The organism is Streptomyces sp. NPDC020490 (genome assembly GCF_044335305.1).
GTDB lineage: Bacteria > Actinomycetota > Actinomycetes > Streptomycetales > Streptomycetaceae > Streptomyces.
The window spans coordinates 35,557-51,123 of record NZ_JBIRUY010000033.1 but is presented as its reverse complement, the minus strand read 5'-3'; the positions used below and the strand labels follow the sequence as shown (position 1 = coordinate 51,123).

15 protein-coding genes are annotated in these 15,567 nt (G+C 73.1%); 9 read left to right on the top strand and 6 right to left on the bottom strand.

What is annotated here, in order from left to right; translation table 11 throughout:
• Positions 1 to 111 precede the first annotated feature (111 nt).
• Together ACH4ZX_RS29550 and ACH4ZX_RS29545 are read right to left on the bottom strand one after the other, a co-directional pair.
• Positions 112 to 3,102 carry an AfsR/SARP family transcriptional regulator gene (locus ACH4ZX_RS29550; protein WP_398279186.1) on the bottom strand — a complete coding sequence of 997 codons (2,991 nt, stop codon included), beginning with the start codon at positions 3,100 to 3,102 and terminating at the stop codon, positions 112 to 114.
• A 227-nt stretch (positions 3,103 to 3,329) separates the two neighbouring features.
• Positions 3,330 to 3,959 (bottom strand): hypothetical protein, encoded by a 630-nt coding sequence (locus ACH4ZX_RS29545; protein WP_398279183.1) that lies wholly within the window; start codon positions 3,957 to 3,959, stop codon positions 3,330 to 3,332.
• Between the two features lie 256 nt (positions 3,960 to 4,215).
• On the opposite strand from ACH4ZX_RS29545, the gene ACH4ZX_RS29540 reads away from it, so the two are divergent.
• From ACH4ZX_RS29540 to ACH4ZX_RS29515, 6 genes are all read left to right on the top strand, one after another.
• Positions 4,216 to 4,635 carry a DUF6281 family protein gene (locus tag ACH4ZX_RS29540; RefSeq protein WP_398279180.1) on the top strand — a complete coding sequence of 140 codons (420 nt, stop codon included), beginning with the start codon at positions 4,216 to 4,218 and terminating at the stop codon, positions 4,633 to 4,635.
• Between the two features lie 227 nt (positions 4,636 to 4,862).
• Positions 4,863 to 7,049 (top strand): RNA polymerase recycling motor ATPase HelR, encoded by a 2,187-nt coding sequence (helR, locus tag ACH4ZX_RS29535; RefSeq protein WP_398279177.1) that lies wholly within the window; start codon positions 4,863 to 4,865, stop codon positions 7,047 to 7,049.
• Positions 7,050 to 7,162: 113 nt separating this feature from the next.
• Entirely contained in the window at positions 7,163 to 7,714 is a 552-nt protein-coding gene (locus tag ACH4ZX_RS29530) for a hypothetical protein (protein ID WP_398279174.1), read from the top strand.
• A 153-nt stretch (positions 7,715 to 7,867) separates the two neighbouring features.
• Positions 7,868 to 8,932, top strand: a complete 1,065-nt coding sequence (locus ACH4ZX_RS29525) for a sodium:calcium antiporter (protein ID WP_398279171.1) — start codon at positions 7,868 to 7,870, stop codon at positions 8,930 to 8,932.
• A 119-nt stretch (positions 8,933 to 9,051) separates the two neighbouring features.
• Entirely contained in the window at positions 9,052 to 9,942 is an 891-nt protein-coding gene (locus ACH4ZX_RS29520) for an SDR family oxidoreductase (RefSeq protein ID WP_398279168.1), read from the top strand.
• A gap of 56 nt (positions 9,943 to 9,998) precedes the next feature.
• Positions 9,999 to 10,136, top strand: a complete 138-nt coding sequence (locus tag ACH4ZX_RS29515; protein WP_398279165.1) for a hypothetical protein — start codon at positions 9,999 to 10,001, stop codon at positions 10,134 to 10,136.
• Positions 10,137 to 10,193: 57 nt separating this feature from the next.
• Here ACH4ZX_RS29515 and ACH4ZX_RS29510 read toward each other — a convergent pair whose 3' ends face one another.
• Positions 10,194 to 10,694: a hypothetical protein gene (locus tag ACH4ZX_RS29510; protein WP_398279162.1), complete on the bottom strand. Its 501-nt coding sequence runs from the start codon at positions 10,692 to 10,694 to the stop codon at positions 10,194 to 10,196.
• 22 nt (positions 10,695 to 10,716) lie between these two features.
• Positions 10,717 to 11,238, bottom strand: a complete 522-nt coding sequence (locus tag ACH4ZX_RS29505) for an ATP-binding protein (protein WP_398279159.1) — start codon at positions 11,236 to 11,238, stop codon at positions 10,717 to 10,719.
• A 187-nt stretch (positions 11,239 to 11,425) separates the two neighbouring features.
• On the opposite strand from ACH4ZX_RS29505, the gene ACH4ZX_RS29500 reads away from it, so the two are divergent.
• Complete coding sequence (locus ACH4ZX_RS29500) at positions 11,426 to 11,656, top strand: DUF397 domain-containing protein (RefSeq protein ID WP_398279358.1); 231 nt, start codon at positions 11,426 to 11,428, stop codon at positions 11,654 to 11,656.
• Between the two features lie 260 nt (positions 11,657 to 11,916).
• Positions 11,917 to 12,837: a helix-turn-helix domain-containing protein gene (locus ACH4ZX_RS29495; protein WP_398279156.1), complete on the top strand. Its 921-nt coding sequence runs from the start codon at positions 11,917 to 11,919 to the stop codon at positions 12,835 to 12,837.
• A 12-nt stretch (positions 12,838 to 12,849) separates the two neighbouring features.
• Here ACH4ZX_RS29495 and ACH4ZX_RS29490 read toward each other — a convergent pair whose 3' ends face one another.
• Both ACH4ZX_RS29490 and ACH4ZX_RS29485 read right to left on the bottom strand, forming a co-directional pair.
• Entirely contained in the window at positions 12,850 to 13,671 is an 822-nt protein-coding gene (locus ACH4ZX_RS29490) for an SAM-dependent methyltransferase (RefSeq protein WP_398279355.1), read from the bottom strand.
• A 108-nt stretch (positions 13,672 to 13,779) separates the two neighbouring features.
• Positions 13,780 to 14,367, bottom strand: coding sequence for a TetR/AcrR family transcriptional regulator (locus ACH4ZX_RS29485; protein ID WP_398279153.1), 588 nt, complete (start codon positions 14,365 to 14,367; stop codon positions 13,780 to 13,782).
• 160 nt (positions 14,368 to 14,527) lie between these two features.
• Here ACH4ZX_RS29485 and ACH4ZX_RS29480 point away from each other — a divergent pair, with 160 nt between their 5' ends.
• The gene (locus tag ACH4ZX_RS29480) at positions 14,528 to 15,547 is read left to right on the top strand and encodes an aldo/keto reductase (RefSeq protein ID WP_398279150.1); all 1,020 of its coding nucleotides are present in this window, start codon (positions 14,528 to 14,530) and stop codon (positions 15,545 to 15,547) included.
• Positions 15,548 to 15,567 lie beyond the last annotated feature (20 nt).

Here is a 15,567-nt window from a genome sequence, read left to right as displayed (position 1 = left end):
GAAGCGACTGGATACGCGCACCCAGTGCTCGCACGGGCCGGCGTCCACGGCGTGGCGGCTGGGGGACGGCACCGCTCTCCGGCCCGCCCGGCGGGGCCTTCCGACCGCCGGTCAGGGGCGGCGGACGGCGTAGGCGACGGTCTCGCCGAAGGTGAACGAGCGGCCCACGGCGACGGCCTCGTCGAAGGCCGCGGCGCCCAGCGTCTCGCGGGCGTGGACGGCGGCGGCGTCACGCAGCGAGTCGTCCGGCTGGTAGTAGCCGTAGACCGGGGAGCCCACGGACTCGCGCAGGAACTGTGCGGCGCCCAGCAGCGTCGCGACGCGTACGGCGTCCCCGGCGGCGTCCTCCACGACCGCCAGCGCGTCGAGGAAGTAGGCCAGGTTGGCCAGGTCGCGCGTCTGTTCCGACAGGCGCACGCCCTCCTCCAGGTGCTCCCTGGCCCGCTCGTGGTCGCCCTCGCTGATCCTGGCCTGGGAGAGGTTGAACAGCGCGACGTAGATCGCGAGGAGGTCGCCGCGGCTGCGTGCGGAGGCGAGCCCGAGTGCGATGTACGGGACGGCGTCCGCGGGACCCGTCTCCATCATGATCGCGGTGCCGAGCCACACGTGGATCAGCGACCACAGCCACGGGCCCGTCTCACCGGCCCGCTCCGCCAGCGGGATCGAGTCGCGGAACAGGGCCGCGGCCTTCCCCGGGTCGCCTTCGGCGAGCGCGACCAGTCCGATGCCGGGCAGCGCATGTGCCCGCGCCGCCACGTCCCGCGCCGCCTCCCCGTCCGCGTCCGCCTGCTGCCACCAGCGGCCGGCGGCCGCGAAGTCGCCCTGCGCGAAGGCCATCGCGGCGGCCGCGGACCGCACCCGGGAGCGCAGCCCGGCCGGCAGCGGCTGCTCCAGGGTCGCCTCCAGCGCGCGGCGGCCGACCAGCAGGTCCCCCCGCAGCCACCAGTACAGCCACAGTGCCCAGCCCAGCCGTCCCGCGGTCTCGGGCGAGCCGTCGCTGAGCGCCCAGTGGATCGCCCGGGTCATGTTGCCGTGCTCGGCGTCGGTCACCTCCAGCCAGCGCACCTGGTCGGCGCCCATGTGCTCCAGCGCGGCCCGCTCGGCCAGCGCCAGGAAGTGGGCGGCGTGGGCGTGGCCGGCCGCCCAGGCTTCCGCACGGCCGCGGGCGAGGTGGGTCCGGGCGTACTGGGCCACCGGTTCGAGCATGCGGTAGCGGAACCGGCCGTCCCTGTCGGTGACCGTGACGACGAGCGACTGGTCCACCAGTTCCGCCAGCGGCCCGAGCACCGGGTCGTCGCCGTCCGGGCCGGAGCCGACGGCCTCCGCGGCCTCCAGGGTGAAGCTGTCGGAGAAGGCCCCCAGCCGCCGGAACAGCCGTTGTTCGGGCTCGCCGAGCAGGCCGTAGCTCCAGTCGAGGGTGGCGCGCATGGTCCGCTGGCGGTCGGGCAGGTCCCGCGCCCCGTCGGCGGTCATCGCCTCGTCGAGCCGGGCGAGCAGCAGCGACGGGGGCAGGAAACGGGCCTTGGCCGCGGCGATCTCCAGGGCCAGCGGGATGCCGGCGAGCCGCTCGCAGACGGCGGCCACGGTGGGGGCGTTGTCCGGGGTGAGCGCGAATCCGGGCGCCACCGCGCGGGCGCGTTCGACGAACAGCCGCACCGCGGAGGCCGACCCGACCGCCTCCGGGTCGGTCCGCGAGCCGGACGGCAGGTCCAGGGGGTGCACCGGGTGGACGGTCTCGTCGCGGACGCGGAGCGCCGCCCGGCTCGTCACCAGCACGCTCAGCAGCGGGCACGCGGCGACCAGCCGGGCCACCGCCGGAGCGGCGTCGATGACGTGCTCGAAGTTGTCGAGCACGAGCAGCATCCGCCGGCCTTGCACCTGGTCGACGACCAGCGCCTCGACGTCCAGCCCCTCCTGCGCTCCGGGCACGACGGCGTGGCCGACGGCCGACAGCACCAGCGCCGGGTCGCGCACCGAGGCGAGCGCCACGAAGACGGTCCCGTCGGGGAAGTCGTCCGCCAGCCGCCGGCTCACCGCCACGCCCAGCCGCGTCTTGCCCACCCCGCCCGTGCCGGTGAGCGTCACGAGCCGGTGCTCCGGCCGCCGCAGCAGCGCGGCGACCTCGGCGATGTCGCGGTCCCGGCCGACCAGCGGCGTGCCCGGCGTGTGCGGCGACCGGCGCGCGGCGGCGACGGCGTCCGAGGTGTCCGGCGGGCGCGCGGCCACGGGTGCCGCTTGCGCGCCGTCCGGGTCCGCCGGTGGCGGCGCGGGCGGCCACAAGGACGGCCGGACCGCGGGCCGCGGCGCGGCCGACGCCGGCCGGGCAGCGGGGGGCGCGGCGAGGCCGTCGTCCTGCGCGAGGACGGCCGTCTCCAGCTGCCGCAGCCCGGGCCCGGGGTCGACGCCCAGTTCCTCGGCGAGGGTGCGGCGTGCGGCGCGCAGGGCGCCCAGCGCGTCGCCCTGGCGCCCCGACCGGTACAGGGCCAGCGTCAGCAGCTCCCAGCCGCGTTCGCTCAGGGGATGCTCGGCGGTGTGCTTCTCCAGGTCGCCGACGATCACGGCGTGCCGGCCCGCCGACAGTTCGGCGGCGTACAGGTCCTCCTGGGCTGCCAGGCGCAGACCGTCCAGGCGGGCGATCTCGGGCAGGGCGAAGGTGGCGTCGGCGAACTCCGCGTAGGCCGGGCCCCGCCACAGGGCGAGTCCCTCGCGCAACGCCGCCACCGCCGCTGCGGCGTCGCCGCCCTGGAGGAGGTGCTGCCCGCGTTCGGTCAGCGTGGTGAACCGCTCGGCGTCCACCGCCTCCGCGTCCAGCCGCAGCGCGTAGCCGACGCCCTCGCGCACCAGGACCTGGGCGGGCTGCCGGGCGGGGCGGCCGGGTTCCAGCAGCTTGCGCAGTTCGCCGACGTAGGAGTGGAGCGTGGCCGCGGACGCGCTGCGTGTCTGCCCCCAGGCGTCGGCGCGCAGCCGGTCCTCCGGGACCATCCGGCCGCGCGCGGCGACCAGCACGGCGAGGACGGCGCGCTGCCGCAGTCCGCCGAGGCCGGTGTGCCGGCTCGAGACCGTGGCCGTCATCGGCCCCAGCACACCGACCTGTATGTCCACCGATGCCCCGCCTTTTCTCACAGTTCCGGCGCATAGCGTGCCAGACGGCGGCGGTTCACGGCGACAGCGGGATCACCGGGGACGCAGAGGATGCAGGGGACATAAGCGCTGAAGGTGACATACCGGTCGGCGGACCGGCGTGGTGGCCCGCGTCATGGCTTACGGCAAAGGGCTCGAAACCTCGCGGTGTGCGAGGCCCCGAGCCCTTCGACGGTCCGGCCGCCGGGTCAGTAGCCGCCCGTGGCGCCGCTGTCGGTGCCCATGTCCCACATGCCCCCGTCGCTGCACGCGCCCGTGGGGCGGACGGTCGCCGACTGCACGAGGTCGGGTGCGACCACGTTGACCTGCGCGGCGGCGAGCGAGTTGCTCATGATGTACTCCGAGTGGAAGAAACTCTTCGTCACCGACGTCTTGCCGGCCGGGACGCTCAGCGTCTCCTCCTTCATCGTGTCCTTCATCGTGTCCTTCATCGTGCTGCTGGTCGCGCCGTAGCGGACGGTGACCTTGCCTCCCCGGTGCCCCTCGGCGAGGGTGATGACCGCCGTGTAGCTCTCCGGCACGGCCGTCTTGCACTTCACCGAGGTGAGACTGGCGGGCACGACGGCCAGCGACACGCCCGTGACCCTGAGGCCGCCGCCGGCCGACCCCTGGTCCGCCCCGTCCCCCGCGGCGGAGGTCCCGGCCGACGGGCGGCCGGTGCCGTCCACGTCGATGGCGGCATCGTCCGTGCGGCATCCCGAGGCGAGCAGGACGCCGCCGACGGCCGCCGCCACGAGACCGCGCCGGATCCCCCGCGCTCCCCCGCTCCCGGCCACCCGAAAGTACCTCTTGGTCCCCTTCGTCCCTGTCTCACCCATGCGGCGTTCCCCGTTCCCCGTCGTCCGTCAAGCCCGGCGCACCGGGCGGCTGCGGTGAGGCGATCGCCTCACCGCCCACGATGGGCGACGGCACTGGCAGTCGGCTGGGAGCGCGCTGGACGGGGGCCGGGCATCCGCCTCCGAACGAACAACGCCTTCGCGGCGTCGGTGTTCAGGGAGTCCGACGCGTTCTCTTCGCGTGTTCGGCCTCCGCGTCCGCGGACGGAACGTCCGAGCCGATGTGACATGAGGAGGCATGGTGATGAGGGCTCTGCGCGCGACCGGCGGAACGGGATCAGCATGGGCGCTGGCGGCGGTGGTCACGGCCACGGCGGCTGTCGGCTGCACGGCGTCGGGCAGCGGGGGTGACGGCGGGTCGGCGGCCTCCTGCGCGTACCTGGTGAGGTATCAGGAGCGCACGTACCTGGGTACGGGAGTCGCCGGGTTCACCATCGGCGAGGAGCTCGGTGCCGCCACGATCCCGCCGTGCGACGACACACCGGACGACGACAGCGACGGCCGAACGACGCCGGACCTGACAACGGCGTACTCGATCAAGGGGGTCGACCCGAGCGTCGCCATCGCGTTGGAGCGGGCCGGGGACGACGTCATGTTCGTCGACGTCGATTCGGGCAAGAGTCTGCCCGAGATCAAGGAGCTGATCCACGGCTCCTGACCGGGGCCGCGTGGGGGGATCAGGGGAAAAGAGGAAAGCAAGGAGTGCACCCACTCCTTGCCACTCTCAACCTATAGCGTACCGGGGGGCTTGCGGCAAGGCCCCGTCGGTGTCGCACAATCACCGGCCTGGCCATCACCACGGCCGCAGCCGCCGTCGTGCGGCTCTGCCCTCGCCTTGCCGCCGCGCGCCATGTCCGGTGCGGCCCCAGATCGGAGCCCATTACCGTGAAACCGCTGACCACCAGCGTGTTCGACCTTCCCGACCGCCTGTCCGCCAAGGCCGACCCGGCACTGATCGCCGACGACGAACGGCACTTCGCGGCCATCGCGGAGTGCCTGGAGCTGACGATCGCCGAACTGTCCGGCCGCCTCGACGCCGAGCGCAGGGCACCCGGTGGGCTGGGGCGGCAGGCGATGGACCGGGACGCGGAGATCCACCGGCTGACCGCGCGCCTGCGCGCACTGCGCCGCTTCGGTCTGGACCTGTGCCTCGGACGCATGGTCGGCACGGACGACCCCGAGCCGGTGTACGTGGGCCGGCTCGGCCTCACCGACAGCACCGGCCGCAGGCTGCTGGTCGACTGGCGTTCCCCCGCGGCCGAACCGTTCTTCGGCGCCACCCACGCCAACCCGATGGGGCTGACGAGCCGGCGCAGGTATCGCTGGAGCCGCGGCCGGATCGGCGACTACTGGGACGAGGTCTTCACCGCCGACGGGCTGGAGCGGCACGCCGCGCTCGACGACCAGTCCGCCTTCATCGCCAGCCTGGGCGGTACGCGCTCGCCGCGGATGCGGGACGTCCTCGGCACCATCCAGGCCGACCAGGACGCCGTCATCCGCGCGGGATCCCGCGGCGCACTCGTCGTCGACGGCGGTCCGGGCACCGGCAAGACCGTCGTCGCGCTGCACCGCTCGGCCTACCTGCTCCACTCCGACCCCCGGCTCGGTCACCGCCGGGGCGGCGTGCTGTTCGTCGGCCCGCACCGGCCCTACCTCGCCTACGTCGCCGATGTGCTGCCCAGCCTCGGTGAGGAGGGCGTGCAGACCTGCGTCCTGCGGGACCTGGTCGCCGAGGGCGCCGGGGCGACCGTCGAGACCGACCCGGAGGTGGCCCGGCTGAAGTCCTCCGCGGACATGGTCCGGGCGATCGAGACGGCCGTCAGGTTCTACGAGGAGCCGCCCACCGAGGGGATGACGGTCACCACCCACTGGTCCGACATCCGGCTGAGCGCCGACGACTGGGCCGTGGCGTTCGACGCCGCGGAACCCGGAACGCCGCACAACGAGGCACGCCACCAGGTCTGGGAGGAACTGCTCACGATCCTCGTCGACAGGCACGAGGGCGAGGTGGAGGGCGAGGGCGAGGTCTCGCCCGATCTGCTGCGGCGCTCGCTGCGGCGGAACAGGGAGCTGGTGACGGCCTTCGACCGCTCATGGCCGCTGCTCGAAGCGGCCGACCTGGTGTCGGACCTGTGGACGGTGCCCGCCTATCTGCGCCTGTGCGCCCCGTGGCTGAGCCCCGACGAGGTGCGCAGGCTGCGGCGCGCCGACGGCCGCGCCTGGACGGTGTCCGACCTGCCGCTGCTGGACGCGGCGCGGCAGCGGCTCGGCGATCCGGAGACGGCGCGGCGCAAGCGCCGGCAGGAGGCGGTGCTCGCCGCCCAGCGCGAGCGGATGACACGGGTCGTCGACACGCTGATCGAGGCCGTGGCCGACTCCGGGGCCGACGGTGACGACGGCGAGGGCCTGGTGACCATGCTGCGCGGCGCGGACGCCCGGGTCAGCCTGGTCGACGAGTCCGAACTGCCCGTCGTCGACCCGGACCTGCTGGCCGGCCCGTTCGCGCACGTCGTCGTGGACGAGGCGCAGGAACTGACCGACGCCGAGTGGCAGATGCTGCTGGCGCGGTGTCCGTCGCGGAGTTTCACCGTCGTCGGGGACCGCGCCCAGGCCCGGCACGGGTTCACCGAGTCGTGGCAGGAGCGGCTGGAGCGGGTCGGGTTCGACCGGATCCGGCTGGCCTCGCTGAGCATCAACTACCGGACGCCGCGGGAGGTCATGGCGGAGGCCGAGCCGGTCATCCGGGCCGCGCTCCCGGACGCCAACGTGCCTGTCTCCGTCCGCGGCACCGGCGTCCCCGTCGAGCACGGCTCCGTCGCGGACCTGGACGCGGTCCTCGGCGCCTGGCTCACCTCGCGCGCCGACGGGATCGCCTGCGTCATCGGCGATCCCGGGTTCCGGCCGACGGCCCGTGTCCGGTCGCTGTCCCCGGAGCTGGCGAAGGGGCTCGAGTTCGACCTGGTCGTCCTCGTCGGTCCGGAGAGGTTCGGCGACGGCATCGAGGGGGCGGTCGACCGTTACGTCGCGATGACCCGGGCGACCCAGCGACTCGTCGTCCTCACCGGCTCCTGAGGCCGGCCGGGCGTGACGTGCTCGCGGACGCCGACAGGCACCCGGTAGGCCGGATCTGACGGGGTATCCGGGCAGGGACCGCGTATCCCGTCGTCCCCGAGGAGGCAGGTGCGATGCGCGCCTTGAACCGCCGGCTCGAACGCAGTCTCACCGCGCAGGCGCTCATGGTCTTCGTGCCGGCTCTGGGCATCACCGCCCTGGTGCGCCGCAACGAGCATCCGGCGGTGTGGGTGGTCCAGTCCGTCCTCTACACCGCCATCGCCGTCGCCTTCCTGGCCGTGCAGCGTCGCCGGGCCGCCCGCGCGGCCGGCACCGACCCGGGCGGCGTGGCCGAACTCAACCGCAAGATCCGGCGCCGCGAGGTGCCGAGGGATCCCGGGGAACGGGCGGCCATGCGGCGGCTGCTCACCCAGCACCTGGGCCAGATGGAGCGGGGCCGCCGCTGGCTGCCGTACTGGCTGGGCTTCATGGGCCTGATCGCGGCCGGCGTGCTCGTCCTCGGGGTCGTCAACGGGCATCCGGTGTTCCCCGCCTTCTCCGCCCTCGCCGTCGCCGGGTTCTGCTATTGGACCCTGTGGATGCGTCGCCGCTCCCTGGAGCGCTGCCGCTTCATGCGCGACGCCCTGCGCGACGCCCTGCGGGACGGAAGCGAGCGGGCGGCCTGAGCTCCGCGCCTGGCCCGCACGGACGGCACCGCTCCCCCACCCACCTGCCTTCTGACGTCACGTCAGGTCGCCCGTCGCGCCGTGCGCCGTGCGCCCTGCGCCGTGCGTGGATCTTGGCGGGTAGCCGTGCGGCGGGCGGGTACCCGCGGCCGTATGGGATCTCTGGGCTCACCCGTGCTGCTGTTGCTGTTCCTCGCGAGCGCCGCCGTGATCTGGTACGCGGGGATCAAGCTGTCCGGCACCACCGACGTGCTCTCCGAACGGCTGCACCTCGGCAGTGCCCTGGGCGGGCTGATCCTGCTGGCCATCGCCACGAACCTGCCGGAGATCGCCATCACCGCGACGGCGGCCGTGGGCGGGCAGCTGGAGGTCGCGGTCGGCAACATCCTCGGCGGCATCGCCGTACAGACGGTGGTGCTGGCGGTGCTGGACGCCGTCGGGGCCGGGCCGCGGGCGCCGTTGACCCGCATGGCCGCCAGTCTCGTACTGGTCCTGGAGGGCGTCCTCGTCATCGTGGTGCTGGCCGTGGTCGTCATGGGCACCCAGCTGTCCGGGGACCTGTCGTTCGCCCGCGTCACCCCCGCGCCGCTGGCCGTCGCCGCGCTGTGGGTGATCGGCCTGGTGCTGCTGGACCGGGCCGGCAAGGGACTGCCCTGGCGCGAGGGCGGGGACGCCCCCGGCGCGCAGCCGGAGCCGCGCGGGCACTCCAAGGGCAAGAAGGAGAAGGCCGCCACGGACCAGGGAGTCAGCACCCTGCGCGCGGTCCTGGTGTTCACCGCCGCCGCCGCGGCGACGCTGGCCGCCGGGGTGGTCATCGAGCGCAGCGGTGAGACGTTCTTCGCCCGCCAGGGTCTGAGCGGCATCCTGTTCGGCGCCACGGTGCTCGCCGTGGCCACCTCCCTGCCCGAGATCAGCACCGGGCTGACGTCCACGAAACTCGGCGACCACCAGCTCGCCGTCAGCGACATCTTCGGCGGCAACGCCTTCCTGCCGGTGCTGTTCCTGCTCGCCGCCGTCCTCTCCGGCAAGCCGGTGCTGCCCGCCGCGCACGACACCGACGTCTACCTCACCGCCCTCGGGATCGTCCTGACCGGCGTCTACGTCGCCGGTCTGGTCTTCCGGCCGCACCGCCAGTACCTGCGGATGGGCGTCGACAGCGTCGCCGTCGTGGTGCTGTACGGCGTCGGTGTCGCGGGTCTGGCCACCATCGGGTCCTGAGCCGCCCGGGCGGCCGCGCGGCCGCCCGGCCGACGAGGGCTTTTCGACGGGCGTGATCAGGGAACCCGGTGGCCCGTGCGCATCGCCCGGACGGATCCCGAACCGATGAGGAGGCCGACGTGAGCCACGAGCGGGACGCCCAGCAGGACCCGACCACGCAGCACCCCCGGCCCGACTTCCCCTCGCAGGACCAGCCGCATCCGGGCTGGACCGGCCCGATGGACCCGCCGCCCGACCACGGCGAGGAGTCCTACCGCGGTTCCGGGCGCCTGGAGGGGCGCAAGACGGTCGTCACGGGCGGGGACTCCGGCATCGGCAGGGCCGTCGCGCTGGCCTACGCGCGTGAGGGCGCCGACGTGCTGTTCACCCACCTGGAGGAGGAGGCGGACGAGGCGCGCGAGACGTCCCGGCTGGTGGAGGACGCGGGCCGCAAGGCGGTCGCCGTCTCGTGCGACATCCGCGAGGAGGACCACTGCCGGGCGCTGATCGAGCGCGCGGTCGCGGAGTTCGGGCGCATCGACGTCCTGGTGAACAACGCCGCCTACCAGATGTCGCAGCCGGACGGCATCGAGGCCATCACGACCGCGCAGTTCGACCGGGTGCTGCGCACGAACCTCTACGGGATGTTCTGGCTGACCAAGTTCGCCCTGCCGCACATCCCCGCGGGCGGCAGCGTCATCAACTCCGCGTCGGTGCAGGCGTACAAGCCCAGCCCGCACCTGCTGGACTACGCGATGACCAAGGGCGCGATCGTCACCTTCACCCAGGGCCTGGCGCAGATGGTCGCGGAGCGCGGCGTCCGCGTCAACGCGGTCGCTCCCGGCCCGGTGTGGACGCCGCTGATCCCGGCGACGATGCCCGACACCGCGGAGTTCGGCAAGCAGAGCCCGCTGGGCCGTCCGGCGCAGCCGGCGGAACTGGCGCCGGCGTACGTCTACCTCGCCTCCCAGGACGCGAGCTTCGTCACCGCGGAGATCCTCAACGCCACCGGCGGCACCCCCCTGCCGTAGGTCCCGGCCCGGTCACCGCACCCCACCACCCATCGAGTTCACCCACGGAGGCTCACGTGAGCACGCACACCCTTGTCCTTCAGCCGTCGGCGGGCGTGGTCCCTCCCTGGGCCGCCGTCGCCGTCCTCGTACTGGTCATGACCGCGGTGCTGGTGGCGCGCACCTACCGCAGGGGAGACCGGTACCGGAGATGAGACCGGCGCCGGAGGCGGGCCGGTGACCGCCGTGCGCCGTGCCCGGCCCGGTGGCCGTCATCGGGCCAGGGCGGAGGCGAGTTCCCGGGTGGCCTGGACGAGTTCGGCGTTCCGCTCGGCGAGCAGGCGCGGGATGGCGCCGCTCTGGTCGCGTACGGCGCGGCGGGCCGCCGACTCCCATTCGACGTAGTCGTTGTGGTGACGGCGCAGCTTGGGGTAGGCGGCGGCCGTGGTCTCCCACTGCCGCGCGTCCGCGATGTTCTTCAGCAGCCGCAGGATCCGCGCCCGGCAGGTGACCTGGGGGCGCTGGGCGAGGTCCCACAGGAAGGGCACGGTGACGGCGGTGGCCTGGCCGACGACGAAGCCGTACTGGCAGATGCGGTGGCGCAGCCTGTCCAGCGCGGTGTCGGCGGCGGCCGGGTCGCCGGAGGCGATGGCGGCGAGCAGGAACGGGATGGCCGCGGCGGACCCGGTGGCGTCCTCGATGTCGCTCCAGGGCACGCGTACCAGGTCCCCGAACACCGGTGCCGGTTCCGTCTGGGTCGGGACGCCTGTCATGGGTCTTCTCCGAGCCGTCGTCTCAGGGGCACGACCGGGTGGGCAGCATGGCCCAGACGGTCTTGCCGGCGGGGTTGCACCTGGTCCAGCCCCAGTGTTCGGACAGGGCCTCGACGATGTGCAGGCCGCGTCCGTGCTCTTGCAGCGGGCTGGTCAGGGGCCGGTACAGGGGCAGGCTGTCGCTTCGGTCGGTGACCGCGCACACCAGGTGGCGGGGGCGCAGGGTGAGCTTCAGTCGCGCCCCGAAAGCGGTCTCGTCGGCCGGGGTGGGCGGCCGGGCGTGCAGCACGACGTTGCCGACGAGTTCGCTGACGACGGCGAGCGCGTCGTCACGGCAGTGCTCCAGCTCCCAGGCGGCGAGGGTGCGGCCGGTGAAGTCCCGCGCCCCGGCGCAGCCGTGGTCGTCGCCGGTCAGCCACAGGGTGGCGGTCAGCGGTGCGTCGCGCCGGGAAGCACCGGCCGGTGGGGTCCGCTTCGCCGACCGGGCGGGCGGGACTTCCGCACCAGGCCCCGACCAGGGTGCTGGGTGCACGGGCAGCGACACAGCGCCTCCCTGAGGTGACGTCAGGACAAAGCGTCAGCGCGGACGTTGACGCCTTGGCTATTATCCACGCCGTCAGCGACTCCGTGCAATTTCACGGAAAATTGCGCACGGTCGAGTGAAGGAGCCGCCACGCGGAGCACGCCGCTTCAGAGCGGCCGGCGTGACGGAACACGTGGAGGAGGATGCCGTGGCATCGGTTCCGAACGGAGTGCGGGCGAGTTCATTGGGCGTCGACTGGATCAAGAGCCACCACAGCAACGCCGAGGGCAACTGCGTCGAGGTCGCCGCCCTGGCCGGCGGAGGCATCGCCATGCGCAACTCCCGTGATCCGCACGGGCCGGCGCTGATCTACACGCCGGCCGAGGTGGCCGCCTTCCTGGCGGGCGCGAAGGAGGGCGAGTTCGACCACCTTCTGTGACCCGGAGACACGACCGCCACCGCACCCGGAGACGGCTGGGGCACGGCCAGGACACAGCCCCGAGACTGCTCGTTCTCCGCACCCCTTGAGACGACCCGTTCTCCGCAGCCCCGAGACGGCCCGTCCTCCGCACCCCCGAGACGGCCCGTCCTCCGCAGCCCGGAGGCGGACAGCGGCCCTCCGCTTCGGTCGGTGCATGCGACAGCGGGTCCCGCAGTGCGATAATGCGTCCTGTCGCCGTCTGCCCACCGGGAGTCAGGATGCCCTCCGAGTCACCGCGTATCTCCCGCCTGGAAACGTATCTGAGCCGCACCGAACCCGCCCCGACCCTGCTGAAGATGCTGGTCGGCGTGCAGTTGGCGGGCCTCCGGGAGGACGCGGGCCTCGCACAGGAGCAGGCCGCCCGCGCGGTGGGCTTCAGCGCGGCGAAGCTGTCGCGGATCGAGGCGGGCAAGGGCCGCCGGCCGCCCACCGAGGCGGACGTCCGCGCGCTTCTGGAGCTGTACGGGACCGGGGAGCACGAGACGTCGGTGCTGCTGCAGTTGCTGCGGCGGGCCGGGGAGCCGGGATGGTGGCAGCGGTTCGACAAGCGGCTGATGCCGGAGTGGTTCGACCGGCTGGTCGGGCTGCAGGAGGCGGCCGACGCCATCCGTACCTTCGAGATCCAGTACGTGCCCGGACTGCTGCAGACACCGGCCTACACCCGAGCCGTGGTGGAGCGCGGGCTGCCCACGGCGACGGGCCGCGAGGTCGAGCGCCGCGTCGAACTGCGCATGCGGCGGCGGGAGTTGCTGGAGCGGCCGGACGCGCCGCAACTGTGGGCGATCATCGACGAGTCGGTGCTGCTGCGGGTACTGGGCAGCCGAGAGGTGATGCGGGAGCAGCTCGAGCACCTGATCAAGATGGCCCGGCTGCCGCACGTGACGCTGCAGATCGTGCCACTGGACGTCACGAACGCCTCCGCGCCCGCCATCCCCGTCACCTACCTGCGGTTCGGCGGCGCCGACCTGCCCGACGTCGTCTACCTCGAGCACATCAGGAGCGCCACGTTCCTGGAGGACCGCGACGAGACGGAGGAGTACCGGGTGGCTCTGGACCGGCTGGCCGACGAGGCCCTCAACCCCCGTGAGTCCCTGGTCCGCCTCCGCGACACCGCCGTCCAGCGGTACGCGGAGACGTGACCGGGATACCGGCTAGCGCAGGCGCCCCACTCCCCCGAACTCGATCCACTCCTGGGTGAGCTGACGGGGCGCCACCTCGCTGTCGGGACGCCAGGTGGACACCTCCACCAGGCCCGGTTCGAGGATGTCCATGCCGTCGAACCACTCCGCGACATCCTTCTCCTCGCGCACCCGCCCCCAGTTGCCCTGCGTGGCCTGGCCCATGAAGTCGGTGACGAACTTCCGCACCTCGGGGTCGTCGCTGACCAGCTGGCACATCACCAGGTGGCTGCCCGGCGCCAGCCGTTCGGTCACCCGCCGGATCACCGCGAGGGGGCCGTCGGTGTCACTGTCCGGGATGCAGTGGAACACCGAGTTGAACAGCACCGCCACCGGCTGGGAGAAGTCGATCAGCCGCTGGGTGTCGGGGTGGGACAATATGCTTTCGGTGTCGCGGAAGTCCGCCTGGATGACGGCGGTGCGCTCGTTCTGCTCCAGCAGGGCACGGCCGTGCACCAGGACCATCGGGTCGATGTCGACGTACACCACGCGCGAGGACGGGTCGATCGCCTGGGCCACGTGGTGCACGTTGTTCTGGGTGGGCAGCCCGGATCCGTGGTCGAGGAACTGCCGCATGCCGTACTCCTCGGTCAGCGTCCTGACCACGCGCTGCAGGAAGCGCCGGTTGTTCAGGGCCAGCGCCCGCGTGCTCGGCACCACCTTGTCCAGTTCCTCGCAGGCGGCCCGGTCGGCGGCGTAGTTGTCCTTGCCGCCGAGGTAGTGGTCGTACATGCGCGCAGCCGTCGGCACCGTGGCATCGATCTTGGTGGACAACTGCTGCTTCCCGGACTCCATCGTCTCCCCAACTCCCTGCGCGCACATGGCGGCTTCGCCCTTGAGGCAGTCCATCCTAGGGACACGTCACCTTGTACGACCACCGGTTGACGGTACGTCAGGCAGGGGTCAGCTCCGCCGCAGTCCCGCGACGAGGAGTCCGACCAGCCGGCGCGCGTCGTAGCGGGGATCACCCTCCGCGCCGATGCAGAGGTTGCCGGCGCCACGCATGAGCGCGAAGGCGTCCATGCCGGGGCTGATCTCGCCGGCGTCGGCCGCGGCGTCGAGCAGCCGGGCGCACACGGGCACGAGGCGGTCGAGGAAGTAGGCGTGCAGCGCCTCGAAGCCGGCGTCGTCGGACTGCAGCACGGCGGCGAGGCCGTGCTTGGTGACCAGGAACTCGACGAAGCGGTCGATCCACTCCCGCAACGCGTCGTACGGGGTCGCGCAGCTCGCCAGCAGAGCGGGACCGGCCTCGGCGCAGGCTTCGACCTGGTGCCGGTAGACGGCGATGATGAGGTCCGCCCGCGTCGGGAAGTGCCGGTAGATCGTGCCCAGTCCGACGCCGGCCTTGGCCGCGATGTCCCGCACCGGCGCCTCCACGCCCGAGGCGACGAAGACCGCGGCGGCCGCGTCCAGCAGCGTCTCCTTGTTGCGCCGGGCGTCCGCCCGCCTGGACGGGACCGCGCGCCCCGCACCCTCCTCGCCGTCGTTCACGGCGCACTCCTTCCACGGCCGGGCCTTGCTAAACGGAACAACGTTCCGTATCTTCGGTTCCGGAACGACGTTCCGTTTCTCATGATGCCAGAGCGGGAACCCCCGGCCAAGCCGTGCCCCCGCCGGCACCCCACCCCTTGCCTCCCGGAGGAACACAGCCATGCAGTACCGCACCCTGGGCCGCACCGGCGTTCAGGTCAGCTCCCTCGCGCTCGGCGCGATGAACTTCGGAAGGATCGGACGGACCAGCCAGGACGAGGTCACCGCCCTCGTCGACACCGCCCTCGAGGCCGGGATCAACCTCATCGACACCGCCGACAAGTACGGCGACGGCGAATCGGAGGAGATGACCGGCAAGGCGATCGCCGGACGCCGCGACGACGTCGTGCTGGCCACGAAGGCCGGACTGCCCATGGGCGACGGGCGCAACAGCCGGGGCGGTTCGCGCCGTTGGCTGGTCACCGCGGTGGAGGACAGCCTGCGCCGTCTCGGCGTCGACCACATCGACCTGTACCAGATCCACCGGTGGGACCCGAGCACCGGCGACGAGGAGACCCTGTCGGCGCTGACCGACCTGCAACGCGCGGGCAAGATCCGCTACTTCGGCTCCTCGACCTTCCCGGCGCACCGCATCGTGCAGGCCCAGTGGGCGGCCCGCGAGCACCGCCTGGGCCGGTACGTCACCGAGCAGCCCGGCTATTCCGTCCTGCAGCGCGGGGCCGAGACCCATGTGCTGCCGGTGACCGAGGAGTACGGCCTCGGCGTACTGGTGTGGAGCCCGCTGGCCTCCGGCTGGCTGTCGGGCGCGATCCGCGAGGGCCGGGAGATCACCACCAACCGTTCGACGTTCATGCCGCAGCGGTTCGACACCGCCATCCCCGCCAACCGGGCCCGGCTCGACGCCGTCGAGCGGCTGGCCCGGATCGCCGACGAGGCCGGCCTGACCATGATCCAGCTCGCGCTCGGATTCGTGACCGCCCACCCGGCCGTGACCTGCGCGCTCATCGGCCCGCGCACGCAGGACCACCTGCGCGCACAGCTCGCCGCCGCCGACACCGTGCTGTCCGCCGACGTCCTCGACGCGATCGACGCCGTCGTCGCCCCCGGCGTCGACCTCGCCCCCCACGAGAAGAACGACACCCCGCCCTCCCTCCTCGACCCGGCACTGCGCCGACGGTGACCGTCCCGCCGTCCCGCCCG